We start from the raw sequence: 15,130 nt of genomic DNA on the forward strand, positions 1-15,130 counted from the left end.
TACCTGCCAGCGCTGTGGGCCGGTGCGGCCCCCAGCGCCTGTCATACAGCGGTTAGCGTGCGCTGCGCTCCCGATTGACCAGATAATCTATCACCTGGAATGTCTCGGTATCATTACGAAGGTTAGTGCGCAACACGACGTACTTGCCGTTTACCGTGAACGACGGCACGCCGGTGAGGCGATAATCCCGCGATGCAGTATCGGCCTGCCGCACTTTGGTAGAGACACCGAAGGAGGAATACAGTTCGTTGAATTCCTCACGCGGCACATCGAATTTCTCGAAAAAAGCCGCCAGTGAATCCGCCGAGAATAACGCTTCGCGGTGTTTGTGGATGGCATCGAACAGCGGGCCATGCACCTCACCGATAATGCCTTTCGCCTCGGCAATGTAATAGGCGCGCGCCAATGGCTCGGCACCCCGAATGAACAGGATTGGCGAGCGCACGAAATTCACATCCTCACCGGCGGACTGCTCCCAGGCGACGGCATAGGGCTCTACGGCGTAGCACGCCGGGCAGCCGTAAAAAAAGAATTCGCGTACCTCGATCTTGTCAGGATCTATCACGCCAACCGGCTCTTTCAGGGTCTGGTAATGCTGCCCTTCAACAAATGACTGGCCATTTGCTAGCACTTGGGCCAATGCTGTGCCACTGGTCAGGGCGCTCAGCAAAACCGCCGCCCCGGCAAGAACTCGCAACATCCGCAATTCTCCTCGTGTGATGTCTGCCACTGGAGCCTTTGACCAGCGCAGCGGCTGAATGCTCCCCAAAACGGCAGGATATACGATTTTTGCAACAAGTGGGGGCCGGATTGCAGTATCAGAAACAACAAAGGCGCCCGAGGCGCCTTTGTTTACCGGCAGGTTAAGCCCCGCCTTCCTGCATGTCGTGCTGCGGTCAGCGCGACAGGCCGCTAATGAAGCTGGCCACCGCCTGGATCTCGCGATCCGACATTTTCGCAGCAATAGCCTGCATCATGCCCAGATCGTCGGAATCCGTGTCATTGCGGCGATATTTCTGTGCGCCCAGATCATCACGGCCAGCGGCGCGGAAAGCGCGCAGCTGCTGCTCGACGTATTCCGCCTGCTGCCCGCCCAGCGCCGGGAAGCCGGCTGCCTCGATACCTGCGCCAGCCGGGCCATGGCAGCCTGAGCATGCGGCCACGCCCGATTGCAGATTGCCGCCTCGGTACAGCCGCTCGCCGGCCTCGACCAGCTCGGCGCTGGCACGCCCGACTTCGACCTCCTGAGCTGCGTAAAAGGCCGCCAGATCAGCCATATCCTGCTCGGACAACGTAGCAACCTGGGCCTGCATGATCGGATCCTGGCGTGCACCGCTCTTGTAATCCATCAGCTGTTTGAGCAGGTATTTTTCACCCTGCCCGGCCAGCTTCGGGTACATGCCCACCGGGCTGTTGCCATCAGCAGCGTGGCAGGCTGCGCAGACGGCGGATTTCGCTTCACCTGCGGCGGCATCGCCCGCAGCGTGAACATGACCGGCCGTCAGGCCAGCAAGCATCAGGACAAACAGCTTCACGGACTTCATCGCCTTTCCTTACGGTGGTCTTACTTGGTCATGTATTCGATCAGCGCACGATATTCTTCATCACTGCAATCCCCGCACATGCCACCAGGCGGCATACCACCCAGGCCCTGCCGGGTGCTCTGCACCAGCTCATCCATACCTTTCTCAAGGCGCGGCGCCCAGGCAGCCTTGTCGCCCGTTACCGGTGCGCCTGCGGCGCCGGTGCCATGGCAAAACACGCAGCTCTGGTTGTAGCGGGTCTCGATATCGGCACCTGCCACGCCTGCCAGCAGCAGCGCTGACAACGCTAACATCTTCTTCATTTTCACGCTCCTCGCCGCCAGTTTTGCAAAACCGGGGTCGGTTACTCGGCTCGGGGGAATCCATGCTGACACCAACTGGTGCAGCCAGCATGGCTCGCGGCGCGCATTATATACCATAGCCTGCCTCGGGCGTCACACCCAAAGTCGCTTTCGCGCGCCTGCAGGCTGTCGAATTTGCATCCTGGAGGCGCAGCCGCCACCATTGCCACACCCCGGCCGACGGGCCTCATCCCACAACAAGACCGCACATCATGCATCCAGCCGAGCCCCTGCTGCGCCAGACCCGTTTTCTCACCAGCGCCCAGCGTCTGGAACAGTGCCCCCCCGACGAGGGTTTCGAGGTTGCTTTCGCCGGCCGCTCAAACGCCGGCAAATCCAGCGCCATCAACCGCCTCACGGGGCAAAAAAGCCTGGCACGGGCCTCGAAAACACCAGGCCGCACGCAGCTGCTCAATTTTTTTGAAGTTGCCGAGGGACGCCGGCTGGTGGATCTCCCCGGCTACGGCTACGCGAAAGTGGATCGCACTACCCGCTTGCAATGGCAAAAGGAGCTTGATGGCTATCTCGCTGCCCGGCAGTGCCTGTGCGGTCTGATACTGCTGATGGACATCCGCCACCCGCTGAAGGATTTCGATCGGATGCTGCTGGAGTGGTCTGCCGAAAGCCGTATGCCGCTGCACCTGCTGCTGACCAAGGCCGACAAGCTCAGCTTCGGTGCGGCCAAGAACACCGTTCTGAAAGTAGCAGACAGCCTGCGCAACCACCCGGCGCCGCTGACCGCGCAGGCATTTTCGGCCACCACCGGTGCTGGCGCCGACGCGGCATGGGATGTGCTGGCCCAGTGGCTTGAGCTGCCCCTGCCAACCGCCACTGAGGGCTCTTAACTAGCCGCTGAAAGCTCTTAACTGCCCTTTTGTGTCACCCCGGCGCCGCTTTTCGGCACTCTCGCTCCATCATCAGCCCCGATAGTCGCCCGGAATACGCCCGACCTATGCGGGAACGCCCATTCCCACCCGGCGAACAGCCTGCTACAGGGCTATTTTGCCAAACTGGCACGCCACTTGCTTTGGATAAGGCGAATAGTAATGGAGTGGTCAAAATGCCACCCAGACCTGCCGACAGAGCAAGTGCCTGCCGAATCGCAGGCAAAAAAAATCCCTGGCAGCAAATCGGGGGAAGGGAACGACTGCGCTGCCAGGGAGGCTTGCCGCCTCCGGTTCTCTGGGGGAAGACACCGGAGACTAAAAAAGCTGCGGCCCGGCGAGGGTTACTGGGGGATCGGGGGGTACCGTTCCGCAGCTGTCTACTACGACTCATTGTATAGGGTCAGAGTTCCCTTTTTTCAATATTTCGGCGCTCTACGGCTACTCTTTTACATATTTTACGCAACCGCCAGAACCCGTTGTTGCTTTGCTTGCTGTGCATCACATATCAGCACCATACTACGTCCAGATCCAGCGGCGCCAATCGAAACGCTCAATCAGAACGAGAGCCGTATGCACGGTACAACCTGCGCGCCTTACGACGAGCCACCCGCTCACAGCTCGCCGCTATACTGATTCCAGAATTGCCGCGCTGTCCGCCCCGAGCGACCACCTTTCTCCATGGCGAATCGCCGCGCCAGCACATGCAACTGATCGCGCTCTGCCGCCGGCACCGCCGGAAACAGATGATCGATCATGGCAAAATATTGTGCCTCGGATACCGGGTAGAACGACAGGCCCAGGCCAAATCGATCTGCCAGCGATATCCTTTCCTCAACTGCATCAGCCAGATGCAGCTCGCCATCCACCACCCGGCTGGCGGCATTGTCGCGCTGATACTCCGGCACCAGGTGGCGGCGGTTCGAAGTGGCGTAGATGCAGACGTTCTCCGGCGGCAGCTCAATGGAACCTTCCATCACCGTTTTCAGGTGTTTGTAGCCGTGCTCGCCTTCCTCGAAGGACAGATCATCGCAATACAGGATAAAGCGCTGTGGGCGCTCGCGAATGTCATCGACGATTTCAGGCAACGAGGCAAGCTCGTCCTTGTCCACTTCGATCAGCCGCAGCCCACGCGGGGCAAATTCGTTCAATACGGCTTTCACCAATGACGATTTGCCGGTGCCCCGGCTGCCCCAAAGCAACACATGGTTGCACGGTGCGCCGGCCAGGAAGCGCTCGGTATTGCGCACCAGTTTCTGCTTTTGCGTCTCCACGCCCAGCAGATCCTGCAATTGCACCGGATCCAGATGGCGAACAGGGCGCAGCTGCCGATTGTGGCTGCGCCAGATTGCCGCGTAGGTATTTTTCCAATCCAGGCTCATCAGTGTGCTTCATCCCAGTTGGCGCCCACGCCCGCTTCCACCACCAGCGGCACACGCAATGTCGCCGCATCACTCATCAGCACCGTGATTTCCTCGATCAGCGCCTGTTCCTGCCCGGTGGCCACCTCGAATACCAGCTCATCGTGCACCTGCATGATCATCAGCGCATCAATATCTGTGCTCGCCAGCCACTGATCCACTTTTATCATGGCGCGCTTGATGATATCGGCGGCCGTTCCCTGCATCGGCGCGTTGATGGCGGTGCGCTCGGCGGCCTGGCGCATGGCACCGTTGCGGCTGTTGATTTCCGGCAGGTAGAGACGCCGGCCGAACAAGGTTTCCACATATCCCGCCTCGGCAGCCTGTTGGCGTGTATTGTCCATGTAGGCACGCACGCCGGGGTAGCGTTCAAAATAGCGGTTGATGTAGTCCTGCGCCTCGCCTCGCGGCACACCCAACTGTTTCGCCAGGCCAAATGCGCTCATGCCATAAATCAGCCCGAAGTTGATCGCCTTGGCATTGCGGCGCTCATCATCCGATACCTCGTCAAGCGATCGGCCCCAGACCTCCGCTGCGGTGGCCCGGTGAATATCCAACCCCTGCGAAAAAGCATCGAGCAAACCCTGGTCGCCACTGAGATGCGCCATGATGCGCAACTCGATCTGTGAGTAATCCGCGGCCACGATGCAACGGCCCCCCGGCGCCCGGAAAGCCTGCCGGATACGGCGGCCCTCTTCAGTGCGCACCGGAATATTCTGCAAATTCGGATCACTGGAAGAAAGCCGCCCGGTGGCAGCCACCGCCTGATGATAGGAGGTGTGCAACCTGCCCGTACGCGGCCGGATCATCTCCGGCAGTTTGTCGGTATAAGTGCTCTTGAGTTTGTTCATGGTGCGGTGCGCCATGATGACGCTGGGCAGCTCGTACTCCAGCGCCAGCTCCGCCAGCACCGGCTCGGCAGTGGACGGTGCACCCTTGGGTGTTTTCTTGATCACTGGCAGCTGCTGCTCTTCGTAGAGGATCTCGGCCAGCTGCTTGGTGGAGTTGAGATTGAACGGGCGTCCGGCAATACGATGAGCTTCTGCCTCCAGCGCCGCCATTTTTTTCGCCAGCTCCTGGCTCTGCCGGCGCAACATGTCGGCATCCACGTAGCAGCCGTTGCGCTCGATGCGGGACAGCACCGGCACCAACGGGATCTCTATTTCGCGAAATACTTTTTCCAGCGAAGGCTGTGCCTGCAAGCGCGGCCATATGGCCTGGTGCAAGCGCAGAGTGATATCTGCGTCTTCCGAGGCGTAGGCACCTGCCTCTTCCAGCGCAATCTGGTTGAAAGTCAGCTGCTTGGCACCTTTTCCGGCGATATCCTGAAAAGCGATGGTGCGGTGACCGAGGTACTTCAGCGCCAGCGAATCCATATCATGACGGCTGCCCACCGAATCCAGCACATAGGATTCCAGCATGGTGTCGTACTCGATGCCGCGCAACGTAATGCCGTAACCGGCCAGTACGTTGGCATCGTATTTGAGGTTCTGCCCGATTTTCCGGATCGCCTCGTCTTCCAGCAGCGGCTTGAATGCCGCCAGCACCGCCTCGCGGTCGAGCTGATCCGGCGCGCCGGGATAATCATGCGCCACCGGCACATAGGCCGCCTCGCCGGGCGTTATCGCAAAAGATAACCCCACCAGCTCGGCCTGCATGTAATCGAGGCTGGTGGTTTCGGTATCAAAGGCAAACTCGCCCGCATCGCGCAGGCGCCGCAGCCAGGCCGCCAGCTCAGCCTCATCGGTAATAGTGACATAACCGTCGCGGCTGATGGCGGCGACGCCCGCCTCCTCCGGCGCCTCGCCATCCTCCAGCAGCTCCGCCAGCCAGCCCTTGAATTCAAGCTCACGGTACTGCTCGATCAGCGCAGCGCGATCGGGCTCGACTAGCGCCAGATCATCCAGTGTTTCCTTGAGGGCACAGTCCGTCTTGATGGTCGCCAGCTGATACGACAGCAGTGCCTGCTCACGGTGCTCTTCCAGTTTTTTCGGCAGCGTGCGCGCACCTCGGATGGCAAGCTCCGGCACCTTGTCGAGGTTGTCGTAAATCTCGGTCATGCTGCCGATGCCCTGCAACAGCCCCAGCGCCGTTTTCTCGCCCACACCGGGCACACCGGGAATGTTGTCGATCTTGTCTCCCATCAGCGCCAGCAGATCAATGATCAATGCCGGCGGCACGCCGAATTTCTCCAACACGCCGTCTGGCCCGAGCACGCTGCCTGTCATGGTGTTCACCAGCGTCACATGCTCATTGACCAGCTGCGCCATATCCTTGTCGCCGGTGGAAATCACCACCGACCGGCCGGCTTTGCCGGCCTGGAGTGCGAGCGTGCCGATCACGTCATCGGCTTCCACGCCTTCCTCGACAATCAGCGGCAGGCCCATCGCGGTAACCAGACGATAAAGCGGCTCTACTTGTGCTCTTAATTCATCTGGCATTGGCGGGCGTTGCGCCTTGTACTGCTCAAACAGCTCATCGCGGAACGTCTTGCCCTTGGCATCAAATACCACCGCCATGTGAGTGGGGCGATAATCCACCAACAGCTTACGCAGCATGCTGGCCACACCGCGCACCGCTCCGGTTGGCTGGCCACTTGAAGTTGCCAGCGGCGGCAATGCATGGAAAGCGCGATACAAATAGGAAGAACCGTCGACAAGGACGATGGGGGTCTGGTCTGGCATCTGTGCGGGCCTGTTCACGGCTGACGAGAGTGCATCTTGCCGCAGGCGGCGCAGATTTCAACTGTCGGCAACGCGCGCTAGTGGTGCGGCAGAGCACTCAAGCCCGCGCTGAACAGAGCTGCGGCAAAGCGTGCCGCGTAACCGGGATCCACCGGGCGGCGGCTGATCATGATGCGGCTGACCTCGTGGCCGACACCCAGAAGCGCGGCCGCGATGTATTCGCTATCGGCATCCGGCAGCCAGCCTCGCGCCTTGGCGTGTTCGATATCCTCGATCAGCTGGCGCAGTGCCTCCTGGCAGATCGGCACCTCCGTGAGTGTGGCGATGGAAGCCTCGGGGCGGCTGGCCAGCGCAAAGCTGACCGGATCGGCCACCAGGCCACGGAAGTAGGCTTCGTAACTGAAGCGCACAAATTCGTCCTGATTGGTGGCCTTGCGGCGGAACTCGCGCACCGATAGCGCCACCCGGCCAACGTGCTCGCCGATAATGACACGCAACAAAGCCTGCTTGTCGGTGAAATAATTATAGAAGGTACCCAACGCAAGGTCGGTCGCGGCGACGATATCCCGCACGGTGGTAGCTTCGTAGCCTTTGCTCAGAAAGATGTCCGCAGCGGCGGAAATCAGCGTCTCACGATTGCGCAGCCGGGAAAGCTCCCTGCGGCCTGGCGCGGTGCTGCCAGATGGAACCATGGTCTGTGGGCGCATGTTCGGTGCCTCCTGCAATGAGTCGCCCGCACTCCGACGGGCCTGCACAGCGCGGCTGCACCTCTCTCAGCTCGACCGGCAGCGCACCTTGTGCGCTCGGGCTTCGATTGTGGCGGCAGCTTCACCATGATGGAAAGCCGTGTTTCCATGTGCTCCATTGCAGTGCAAGGCCCGACAAATGGCAAGTAGCGGCACTGTGCCAGCATCGTCGGCGCCAGCACGGTGCGCCGGGCGTTTACGCCAGCTGCTACTGGCGGCGAGGCTGTTAAGGAGAAATCGTTATGGAAAGACTGCCCTGACGAGGCTGCTATAATGCGCTCATGACCGTATTCACCGCCCTGACCGACACCCAGATCCAGAGCCTGCTCTCCCGGCAGCAACTGACGCTCGTCAGCAGCCGCCCGATCAGCGAGGGCATCGAAAACAGCAATTACATGCTGGAAGCACGGCGCGCCAACGGCATTCCCGTGGCGCTGGTGTTGACACTGTTCGAGAGGCTGAGCGCCGAGCAACTGCCCTGGTTCATTCGCCTGACCCATGCCTTGCAGGCACGCGGCCTGCCGGTGCCCGCGCCGTTGGGCGGCGAGGCAGCGTTGATGGAAATGGCGGGAAAGCCCGCGCTGCTGGTGCCAAAGCTCGCTGGCGCCCATGTGCGCCACGCCAGCCCCGGCCAGCTGGCGACACTGGGGCGGGCGCTGGCCACGCTGCATCTCAGCCCGCTGACAACTGACGGCGCACCACCGGGGCCGGAACAGCAACTGCAAGCGCTGGTCGCCACGCATTTACCCGCCCTGCCCGAGGCGGCACGCTCACGCGCCGGGCCGTTGCTTGAGCGCTGGTGGGCGGCGCCGGCCACACCGGTGCTCTGCCACGGCGATCTGTTTCGCGACAATGTGTTGTTCTCGGGCGCGCGACTCACCGGCCTGCTGGACTTTTATAACGCAGGGTTCGCCAGCGCCGAATACGATCTCGCAATCACTATCAATGACTGGTGCCTGGGGCCGCAGCGGCAACCGAACGCGGCGCTGCAACGTGCATTGCTGGATGGCTACCAGCAGCTCCGCCCGCTCGACAGCGCGGCCCGGCGGCGGCTGCCGCTGGCGCTGGCCATCGCAGCCCTGCGTTTCTGGTTGTCGCGTCTGGAGAGCGCAGCAGAAACGCCGGTATTCGGCCCCGGCCGCAAAGACCCGGCCGAATTCGAGCAGCTGTTTGCGATACGGGCTGCCGCAGCCTGAGGCGCTCGCCCGTTACGGCACTCGCCCGGCTTCGCTACCGCAAATCATGGCATTGAGCCGTTGCTGCCAGGCAATGTCGTTCCAGAATTCCGGGCTTTGCGGCCGGGCGTAAATGCCGGGCGTGACGATGGAAATGCCCTGCTCAAGCGCCGCCACCACCATGTGCTCGGACACTTCACGCACCCAACCCCAATCCAGCGCCCGCTCCTGCGCATGCCGCACGAAGCCTTCCGCCAGCACCGGTGTAACACGGCGCATCCGGGCAAACTCCACCTGCCGTGACAAACGCTCGCCGGCGCGGCGCGTCCATTGTGTTTGCCTGCTGCGATACAACAGCGCCGCCGCCCGTGCCTGCACCCGCTCGGCAATCGGCGGTGCGGCGCGCACCAGCAGCTCGCCGCTGGCCAGCCGGAAGCGCGGATCATCGTTGAGCCAGGTGTGGCTATCGAGAAAATCCAGCTCGCTGGTATCCAGCTGCCGCATGTTGCGCGCCTGGCCGCCGCTCACGGACACACCAAAACGGTAACGTGGATACAGCGCCCGCAGGCTGCGCGGCACCTCCACCAGATACTCTTCCACCCGGCGGCAGACCTCGCCCGACCAGCCGACCAATTGCGGTAGCGGGTTGCGCGGATGGGTATTGAAGATGCGTCGATAAGCCCCGTGTGCACTGGGCGCAAGCGGAAATTCGTGGCAAAAATCTACCGCGTAAATCAGATCGGCGAAGCCTTCCTTTTCAATGAAGGCCAGAGTTTCGGCCCACACGCGCACGAAATCCTGCGGCCGCCGCACAAAGGAGCGGCGCGCCTGGGTATCGGCAACAAACCAGCTGGCAAGCCACAGGCGGATGCCATGCACACGCGCCTGTTTGAGCAGCTCCAGTAACGCCCGGCGGGGCTGCACTTGCACAGCCACTGGCGCGCCACGGCGCAGATCATTCGCCTCGGGCAGCACATCAAAACGATCGTGGCTCAGGCCACCTTCACCGCGTGCGAGCAAATGGGGGAAAACATCCAGCCGCAAGGTGTTGTAACCGCGCTCGGCCAATTCTGCGACGACCCGTGCGAGATCGCGGTATTCGTCTGCGCGACCGTCCCGACGCGTGAGCCAGGAATAATCCCAGCATGCCAGCGCCATGCGCGGCGTACTGCCCGCCTCTGCCACCATGCACTACCCTGTGAAAAGAAAAGAGCGTCCAGCATACGCATTTGCGGGGCGGCGACAATGGGCCATCAGCATATCGGCCCAGACAGCCCGGCCGATATGCATTTGCTCATCCGCCGGCGAGGCAGCGGCTGAACAACGTGCCCAGATGGCGCAGAAAGTGACTGTAGGTTTCTCCTGCCACATCACGGCCGAGCGGATCGGCCTCGATCAACCGGCACTGCCCGGCGCACAGCCGTTGCAGCAACGCCCGGCTTGCCTCGGGCTCGGCCAGTACACAATGCACGCCCTGGTTGCGCATCACGCCGCTGAGTTCGACAAAGCGGCGGCTGCTGGCAGAAGCCTCGATACTCCGGCTGATCACCAGCGGCCGGCGGATACCCATCTCCGCAGCAAAATATGCCCATGGATCGTGGTGGGAGAGGTACGGCGTATCCGCCATGGGCGCCAGCTGATCGCGCACCGTCGCCTGCACATCCGCCAGCTGTGCCTCGAACGCATTCACCTGCTCCACCAGCCAGGCGTGCTCCACGCCCAGCGCCTGATGGTGGGCGGGCAGCACCTGAGCCAGCCGCAACATATTGCCCGGATGCAACCACAAGTGCGGATCGAGCAGGGCGTGATGGTGATGCGGTGCGTCGTGGTCATGGTCATGGTCTGCATCAGCGTGCCGGTAAATCTCCGGCAGTGCCGTCATCGCCAGCTGGCTCTCCGCATGGCGCGCTACCAGCCCGGCCAGCGCCGGCTCCGCGTCGGCACCCAGCCACACCACCAGATCGGCGCTGCGCAACTGCCGTGCCTGCCCCGGCGTAAACGCCACCGTGTGCGGGTTCTGGTTGGGCAGCATCAGCGTCTGCACAGCCACTGCCTCACCCAGCACTTCACGCAGCAACATTGCCACCGGCTCAATGCTGGCGAGCACCGTACGCGGCGTTTGTTGCGCGGATATCGGCAGGCTCAGGCAGCATAGCAGCGCCAACAGGATCGCTCGCATTCGCAGGCTCCGGTGAATATTGAGGGCCGCGTAGTATATCATCGGCGCTTCGCCGATTACGCCGCCGAGGCCCCTGCCACCATGAGCCAGTCTTTCGCTGCTCCGCCCGACACCGATGCGCCGCTGGTCGCGCTGCGTGATGTCAGCGTGCGTTTTGGCACTCAGACAGTGCTGGAAGAGATCGATCTGGCGCTGCGTCCCGGCCGCATTCTGACGCTGCTCGGCCCCAACGGCGCGGGCAAGTCGACCCTCGCCCGAGTGATCCTCGGCATCGTCACGCCGCATCAGGGCCAGGTCACTCGCCGCCCCGGCTTGCGCATCGGCTACATGCCGCAACGTATCAAGCTGGACGACAGCCTGCCGCTGACGGCAGACGGTTTTCTCGCGCTCGGTAGCGCCGGCGCCACGCGGGAACGCCGCAATGCGCTGGCGCGCGTGGGGGTGGCTCATTTGCGCCGCCGCGCTGTGCAACAGCTTTCCGGCGGCGAAATGCAGCGTGTGCTGCTGGCTCGGGCGCTGCTGAGAAAACCGGATCTGCTGGTGCTTGATGAGCCGGCTCAAGGGGTGGACGTGGCCGGCCAGGATGCGCTGTACGGCTTGCTCGCCGAAGTGCGCGACGAATTCGGCTGCGGCATTTTGCTGATCTCGCACGATCTGCATCTGGTCATGGCAGCAACGGACGATGTGATCTGCCTGCATCGGCATATCTGCTGCTCCGGCACGCCGGATGTGGTCAGCCGTGATCCGGCCTTTCGCGACATGTTTCCCGGCCACACCGCCACTAACCTTGCGCTGTACACCCATGAGCATGATCACGAACACGATCTGCAAGGCAATATCGACTGCGCGGGGCACCACCATGATCATTGAGTTGTTGCTGTGGCCGCTGCTGGCGGGCCTGGCTGTTGCGGTGGTGGCCGGGCCGATGGGTGCCTTCGTGGTCTGGCGGCGCATGGCGTTCTTTGGCGACACACTGGCCCACGGCGCGCTGCTCGGTGCCGCCTTCGGGCTGGCATTCGGCCTGGCGCTGTATCCGGCGGTGGTGCTCTGCTGCCTGGTGCTGGCGCTGACACTGGTAGCGCTGCAACAGCAACAGCACATTGCCAGCGACACGCTGCTGGGCATCGTGGCGCACACCACCCTGGCGCTGGGCGTGATCGCCATCAGCCTGCTGCCCGGTGTGCAAGTGGATCTGTTCAGCTTTCTGTTCGGCGATCTGCTCGCCGTGAATGGCCGCGATATTCTGTGGCTGTGGGGCGGCGCGCTGGGCATTTTGCTGTTGACGGTGCTGAACTGGCGCCGGCTGCTGAGCATCACCGTGAATGAAGAGCTGGCGCGCGTGGAAGGCATCAACGTAACCGCCACGCGCACCCTGCTGATGTTGATGCTGGCGCTGCTGATTGCCGGCGCCATTCGCACGGTGGGGGTGCTGCTGATCACCTCGCTGCTGATCATTCCGGCCGCCAGTGCGCGCCGGCTATCACGCACCCCGGTTCAGATGGCCGTCATTGCCAGTTTGCTTGGCGCGTTTTCGGTGGTGGGCGGCCTGGCGCTGAGCTGGTTTGCCGATACGCCGGTTGGCCCATCGATTGTCGTCGCGGCTGCCACAATTTTCATTTTGTCGCTGGCGCTGCGCCGCAACTGACAACCACGCCCCACCGCAGCCTGGGCCTGGGCCATCCGCCACGGCGCCGTGCTGGGCGATGCCGTGTTTGCTCACGCAATGCAGCGCTGCTGCACATATCTGAATATTCCCTTTGCCTGAATATTTTCCATACCTGAATTTGCCACACCCGAACCACCCGCATAATTGCGCTGCCCGCACGCAGTGCCGCGTAGCGCGCCGGTTTGCAAAACACGCCCGCAAGGCCACTGCCTCGTAACATTCCCTCACACGCCGCCATGGCCGGCCACCCAAGCCCATTGAAACGTTACACGAGGTAAATCAGTGCCTACATATTTACCCGCCGCACCCTTCCTATAGTGGGAATGGGCGGGGGTCCCTCCGCAAATGAGAACAATCTGCTCGGACAGAGAGGGTGGCGCAATGAACACACTTTTCACACGAGGTGCCCTGCTGGGCGCTGCACTATTGGCTCTGGCTGCCTGCGGTGGTGGCGGCGGAGGCAACTCCACGGCCGGTGGCAATCCGCCAGCTGTGCCGGATGCTCGCCCCGCCACAGCACTCACGCGCACCGATAACGAATTCACTCAGGTATTTTGTCCGACGGCTGCCGGCGACTCGATGCAGGGCAGCGTCGATGCAGGCGCCTGCCAGACGGAAGCCAGTGAAGGTATCCCGGCAGGCAACGGCAATCTGCTGTCGCGCATGTGCCCGGTGGCGGCGGATGGCTTTGCCGTCGTCAACTATGACGATACCGGCATCTCGGTGCTGCCGCTCGACTTCGGCCCCGCCTGCCTGCAGGAGCTGGCCGGCATGCTCGGCAATCTGGATGAACTGCTCGGTGGCGACGGCGGCAACCCGCTGTTGGGCACGCTGTGCCCCACCGCGTCGCTCTCCAGCGAATTTGATCCGGCCAGCTGCCTGACCGAAGCACTCAGCCTGGGCAACGGCGATCTGCCCGGCCTTGCCGAATTGACCGAGCTGACCGGCCAGATCCCGGTGCTGGGTGATTTGCTCAGCACTCTGTTTGCCGGCGGCTTGCCGGGCGACGAGTTCCCCGGCCTGGACGGGCTGTGTGATCCGACCGACCCGCTTGCCTGCTTGTCCGCCCTGGCCAACATGCTGAATCCGCTGGCTGATGCTTTGGATCAGGTTCCCCTGCTGGGTGAGGTGATCAGCGGCCTGCTCGGCGGCGACCTGCCGGGCGGTGGCCTGCCCGGTGACGGCTTACCGGGCCTTGAGCAATTGACCGGCTTGCTGGCACCGCTGACCGGCCTGCTCGGCGAAGTGCCTGTGCTGGGCGATATCATCAACGGGCTGCTTGGCGGCCTGCTGGACAACGCCGCACCCGGAGAGTTGCCCGGCCTGCCGGCACTGCCCGACCTGGGCAATCTGTGTGACCCGGAAAATCCGCTGCATTGCCTGACGCGGCTGTCTGACCTGTTGCTGCCACTGGGCGAGATACTCGGGCAGGTGCCGCTGCTCAGCGAGGTACTGAACACGGTGCTCGACAATCTCCCGCTCGATGGTGGCCTGCCCGGTGGCGATGGCCTGCCCGGCCTGGAAGAACTCAGCGGTTTGCTGGCCCCTCTGAGCGGCTTGCTCGGCGACATCCCGGTGCTCGGCGAGGTGGTGAACGGGTTGCTCGGCGGGCTGCTTGATGGTGATGCCTTGCCTGGTGACGGCCTGCCAGGGCTGGACGAGCTGTGCGATCCGACCGATCCGCTGAGCTGCCTTTCCGCCCTCACCAATCTGCTCGCGCCGCTGACCGGCCTGCTTGATGAAGTGCCGGTGCTGGGCGACATCATCAATGGCCTGCTCGGTGGCGAACTGCCGGGTGGCGGTTTGCCCGGTGATGGGCTGCCTGGCCTGGGCGAGCTGTCGTCGCTGCTGGCGCCGCTGGCTGGCCTGGTCGGCGAGATTCCAGTGCTGGGCGATGTTCTCAATCAGTTGCTGGCCCCGCTGACTGGCGAGGGCGGCGGCGAATTGCCGGATCTCGGTGGCCAGTGCGATCCCACCGACCCGTTGAGCTGCATTGCCACGCTGACCGATCTGCTGGCGCCGCTGACCGACGGGCTGGCGCAGGTGCCGCTGCTCGGCGAGGTGGTGAATGGCCTGCTGGAAGCACTGCTTTCCGGCGGTACACCAGCACTGCCGGGCGTCCCGGATCTGGAGGCATTGTGTGGCGATGCAGCTGATCCGCTGAGTTGTTTGTTGTCGGTTGAACAGCTGCAACCGCTCACCGGCTTGCTGACCCGGATTCCGGTGGTGGGCGACATCCTCACCGGGTTGCTTGATGGTCTGCTCGGGGGCGGCAACGGCGGTGGCAACAACGGCTCGCCGCTGGACGACATTCCGATTCTGGGGCCAATCCTGGGGCCCATTCTGGGCGGGCTGCTGGGCTGACACAGAACCTTGACACAGAGCCTTGCTACAACAAAAAAACCCGGCAACCGCCGGGTTTTTTTGGTTCATTGTTGATTCCCGTGGAGGCATTTCCGATATCCGCGAAAGCACCAGGAAGTTGCCCAA

Annotated in this window: 14 protein-coding genes; 6 read left to right on the forward strand and 8 right to left on the reverse strand. The window is 62.7% G+C overall.

Translation table 11 applies throughout. The features are described 5' to 3' along the window. Positions 1-52: 52 nt before the first annotated feature. The 3 genes from MU846_RS03555 to MU846_RS03565 form a co-directional block, all read right to left on the reverse strand. Positions 53-700 (reverse strand): thiol:disulfide interchange protein DsbA/DsbL, encoded by a 648-nt coding sequence (locus tag MU846_RS03555; RefSeq protein WP_246948496.1) that lies wholly within the window; start codon positions 698-700, stop codon positions 53-55. Between the two features lie 196 nt (positions 701-896). Continuing rightward, positions 897-1,544, reverse strand: coding sequence for a c-type cytochrome (locus MU846_RS03560; RefSeq protein ID WP_246948497.1), 648 nt, complete (start codon positions 1,542-1,544; stop codon positions 897-899). Positions 1,545-1,564: 20 nt separating this feature from the next. Continuing rightward, positions 1,565-1,846 carry a c-type cytochrome gene (locus MU846_RS03565; RefSeq protein ID WP_246948499.1) on the reverse strand — a complete coding sequence of 94 codons (282 nt, stop codon included), beginning with the start codon at positions 1,844-1,846 and terminating at the stop codon, positions 1,565-1,567. A gap of 251 nt (positions 1,847-2,097) precedes the next feature. Here MU846_RS03565 and yihA point away from each other — a divergent pair, with 251 nt between their 5' ends. Then, a complete protein-coding gene (yihA, locus tag MU846_RS03570; protein WP_246948502.1) occupies positions 2,098-2,730 on the forward strand; it encodes a ribosome biogenesis GTP-binding protein YihA/YsxC in 633 nt (210 codons plus the stop codon). Positions 2,731-3,383: 653 nt separating this feature from the next. Here yihA and MU846_RS03575 read toward each other — a convergent pair. From MU846_RS03575 to MU846_RS03585, 3 genes are all read right to left on the reverse strand, one after another. Further along, positions 3,384-4,151: an ATP-binding protein gene (locus MU846_RS03575; RefSeq protein ID WP_246948504.1), complete on the reverse strand. Its 768-nt coding sequence runs from the start codon at positions 4,149-4,151 to the stop codon at positions 3,384-3,386. Next, positions 4,151-6,874, reverse strand: coding sequence for a DNA polymerase I (gene polA, locus MU846_RS03580; protein WP_246948505.1), 2,724 nt, complete (start codon positions 6,872-6,874; stop codon positions 4,151-4,153). The genes MU846_RS03575 and polA overlap by 1 nt, the downstream gene beginning before the upstream one ends. Before the next feature lie 77 nt (positions 6,875-6,951). After that, positions 6,952-7,581: a TetR/AcrR family transcriptional regulator gene (locus MU846_RS03585; protein ID WP_246948507.1), complete on the reverse strand. Its 630-nt coding sequence runs from the start codon at positions 7,579-7,581 to the stop codon at positions 6,952-6,954. A gap of 320 nt (positions 7,582-7,901) precedes the next feature. Here MU846_RS03585 and MU846_RS03590 point away from each other — a divergent pair, with 320 nt between their 5' ends. Further along, complete coding sequence (locus MU846_RS03590) at positions 7,902-8,816, forward strand: phosphotransferase (RefSeq protein WP_246948509.1); 915 nt, start codon at positions 7,902-7,904, stop codon at positions 8,814-8,816. A 12-nt stretch (positions 8,817-8,828) separates the two neighbouring features. On the opposite strand, the gene MU846_RS03595 is transcribed toward MU846_RS03590, so the two are convergent. Together MU846_RS03595 and MU846_RS03600 are read right to left on the reverse strand one after the other, a co-directional pair. Then, complete coding sequence (locus MU846_RS03595) at positions 8,829-9,983, reverse strand: cellulase-like family protein (protein WP_246948511.1); 1,155 nt, start codon at positions 9,981-9,983, stop codon at positions 8,829-8,831. Between the two features lie 106 nt (positions 9,984-10,089). Beyond that, complete coding sequence (locus tag MU846_RS03600) at positions 10,090-10,974, reverse strand: metal ABC transporter substrate-binding protein (RefSeq protein WP_246948515.1); 885 nt, start codon at positions 10,972-10,974, stop codon at positions 10,090-10,092. 81 nt (positions 10,975-11,055) lie between these two features. Here MU846_RS03600 and znuC point away from each other — a divergent pair, with 81 nt between their 5' ends. From znuC to MU846_RS03615, 4 genes are all read left to right on the forward strand, one after another. Then, positions 11,056-11,844: a zinc ABC transporter ATP-binding protein ZnuC gene (znuC, locus tag MU846_RS03605; protein WP_246948516.1), complete on the forward strand. Its 789-nt coding sequence runs from the start codon at positions 11,056-11,058 to the stop codon at positions 11,842-11,844. Then, positions 11,837-12,619 carry a metal ABC transporter permease gene (locus MU846_RS03610; protein ID WP_246950160.1) on the forward strand — a complete coding sequence of 261 codons (783 nt, stop codon included), beginning with the start codon at positions 11,837-11,839 and terminating at the stop codon, positions 12,617-12,619. Before znuC ends, MU846_RS03610 begins: the two co-directional genes overlap by 8 nt. 616 nt (positions 12,620-13,235) lie before the next feature. Next, complete coding sequence (locus MU846_RS14825) at positions 13,236-13,523, forward strand: hypothetical protein (RefSeq protein ID WP_503467109.1); 288 nt, start codon at positions 13,236-13,238, stop codon at positions 13,521-13,523. Then, positions 13,412-15,004 (forward strand): hypothetical protein, encoded by a 1,593-nt coding sequence (locus tag MU846_RS03615; protein WP_503467110.1) that lies wholly within the window; start codon positions 13,412-13,414, stop codon positions 15,002-15,004. Before MU846_RS14825 ends, MU846_RS03615 begins: the two co-directional genes overlap by 112 nt. Positions 15,005-15,130: the final 126 nt, after the last annotated feature.

It is taken from the genome of Alcanivorax quisquiliarum (genome assembly GCF_023051175.1).
Lineage (GTDB): Bacteria > Pseudomonadota > Gammaproteobacteria > Pseudomonadales > Alcanivoracaceae > Isoalcanivorax > Isoalcanivorax quisquiliarum.

What these genes read in the sequence shown, in the direction of transcription:
- MU846_RS03590 (WP_246948509.1), top strand. Translation starts at nt 7,902, where the DNA reads ATGACCGTATTCACCGCCCTGACCGACACCCAGATCCAGAGCCTGCTC.
- polA (WP_246948505.1), bottom strand. Translation starts at nt 6,874, where the DNA reads ATGCCAGACCAGACCCCCATCGTCCTTGTCGACGGTTCTTCCTATTTG.
- MU846_RS03560 (WP_246948497.1), bottom strand. Translation starts at nt 1,544, where the DNA reads ATGAAGTCCGTGAAGCTGTTTGTCCTGATGCTTGCTGGCCTGACGGCC.
- MU846_RS03565 (WP_246948499.1), bottom strand. Translation starts at nt 1,846, where the DNA reads ATGAAGAAGATGTTAGCGTTGTCAGCGCTGCTGCTGGCAGGCGTGGCA.
- yihA (WP_246948502.1), top strand. Translation starts at nt 2,098, where the DNA reads ATGCATCCAGCCGAGCCCCTGCTGCGCCAGACCCGTTTTCTCACCAGC.
- MU846_RS03595 (WP_246948511.1), bottom strand. Translation starts at nt 9,983, where the DNA reads ATGGTGGCAGAGGCGGGCAGTACGCCGCGCATGGCGCTGGCATGCTGG.
- MU846_RS14825 (WP_503467109.1), top strand. Translation starts at nt 13,236, where the DNA reads ATGCAGGCGCCTGCCAGACGGAAGCCAGTGAAGGTATCCCGGCAGGCA.
- MU846_RS03600 (WP_246948515.1), bottom strand. Translation starts at nt 10,974, where the DNA reads ATGCGAGCGATCCTGTTGGCGCTGCTATGCTGCCTGAGCCTGCCGATA.
- MU846_RS03575 (WP_246948504.1), bottom strand. Translation starts at nt 4,151, where the DNA reads ATGAGCCTGGATTGGAAAAATACCTACGCGGCAATCTGGCGCAGCCAC.
- MU846_RS03555 (WP_246948496.1), bottom strand. Translation starts at nt 700, where the DNA reads ATGTTGCGAGTTCTTGCCGGGGCGGCGGTTTTGCTGAGCGCCCTGACC.
- MU846_RS03615 (WP_503467110.1), top strand. Translation starts at nt 13,412, where the DNA reads ATGCTCGGCAATCTGGATGAACTGCTCGGTGGCGACGGCGGCAACCCG.
- znuC (WP_246948516.1), top strand. Translation starts at nt 11,056, where the DNA reads ATGAGCCAGTCTTTCGCTGCTCCGCCCGACACCGATGCGCCGCTGGTC.
- MU846_RS03585 (WP_246948507.1), bottom strand. Translation starts at nt 7,581, where the DNA reads ATGCGCCCACAGACCATGGTTCCATCTGGCAGCACCGCGCCAGGCCGC.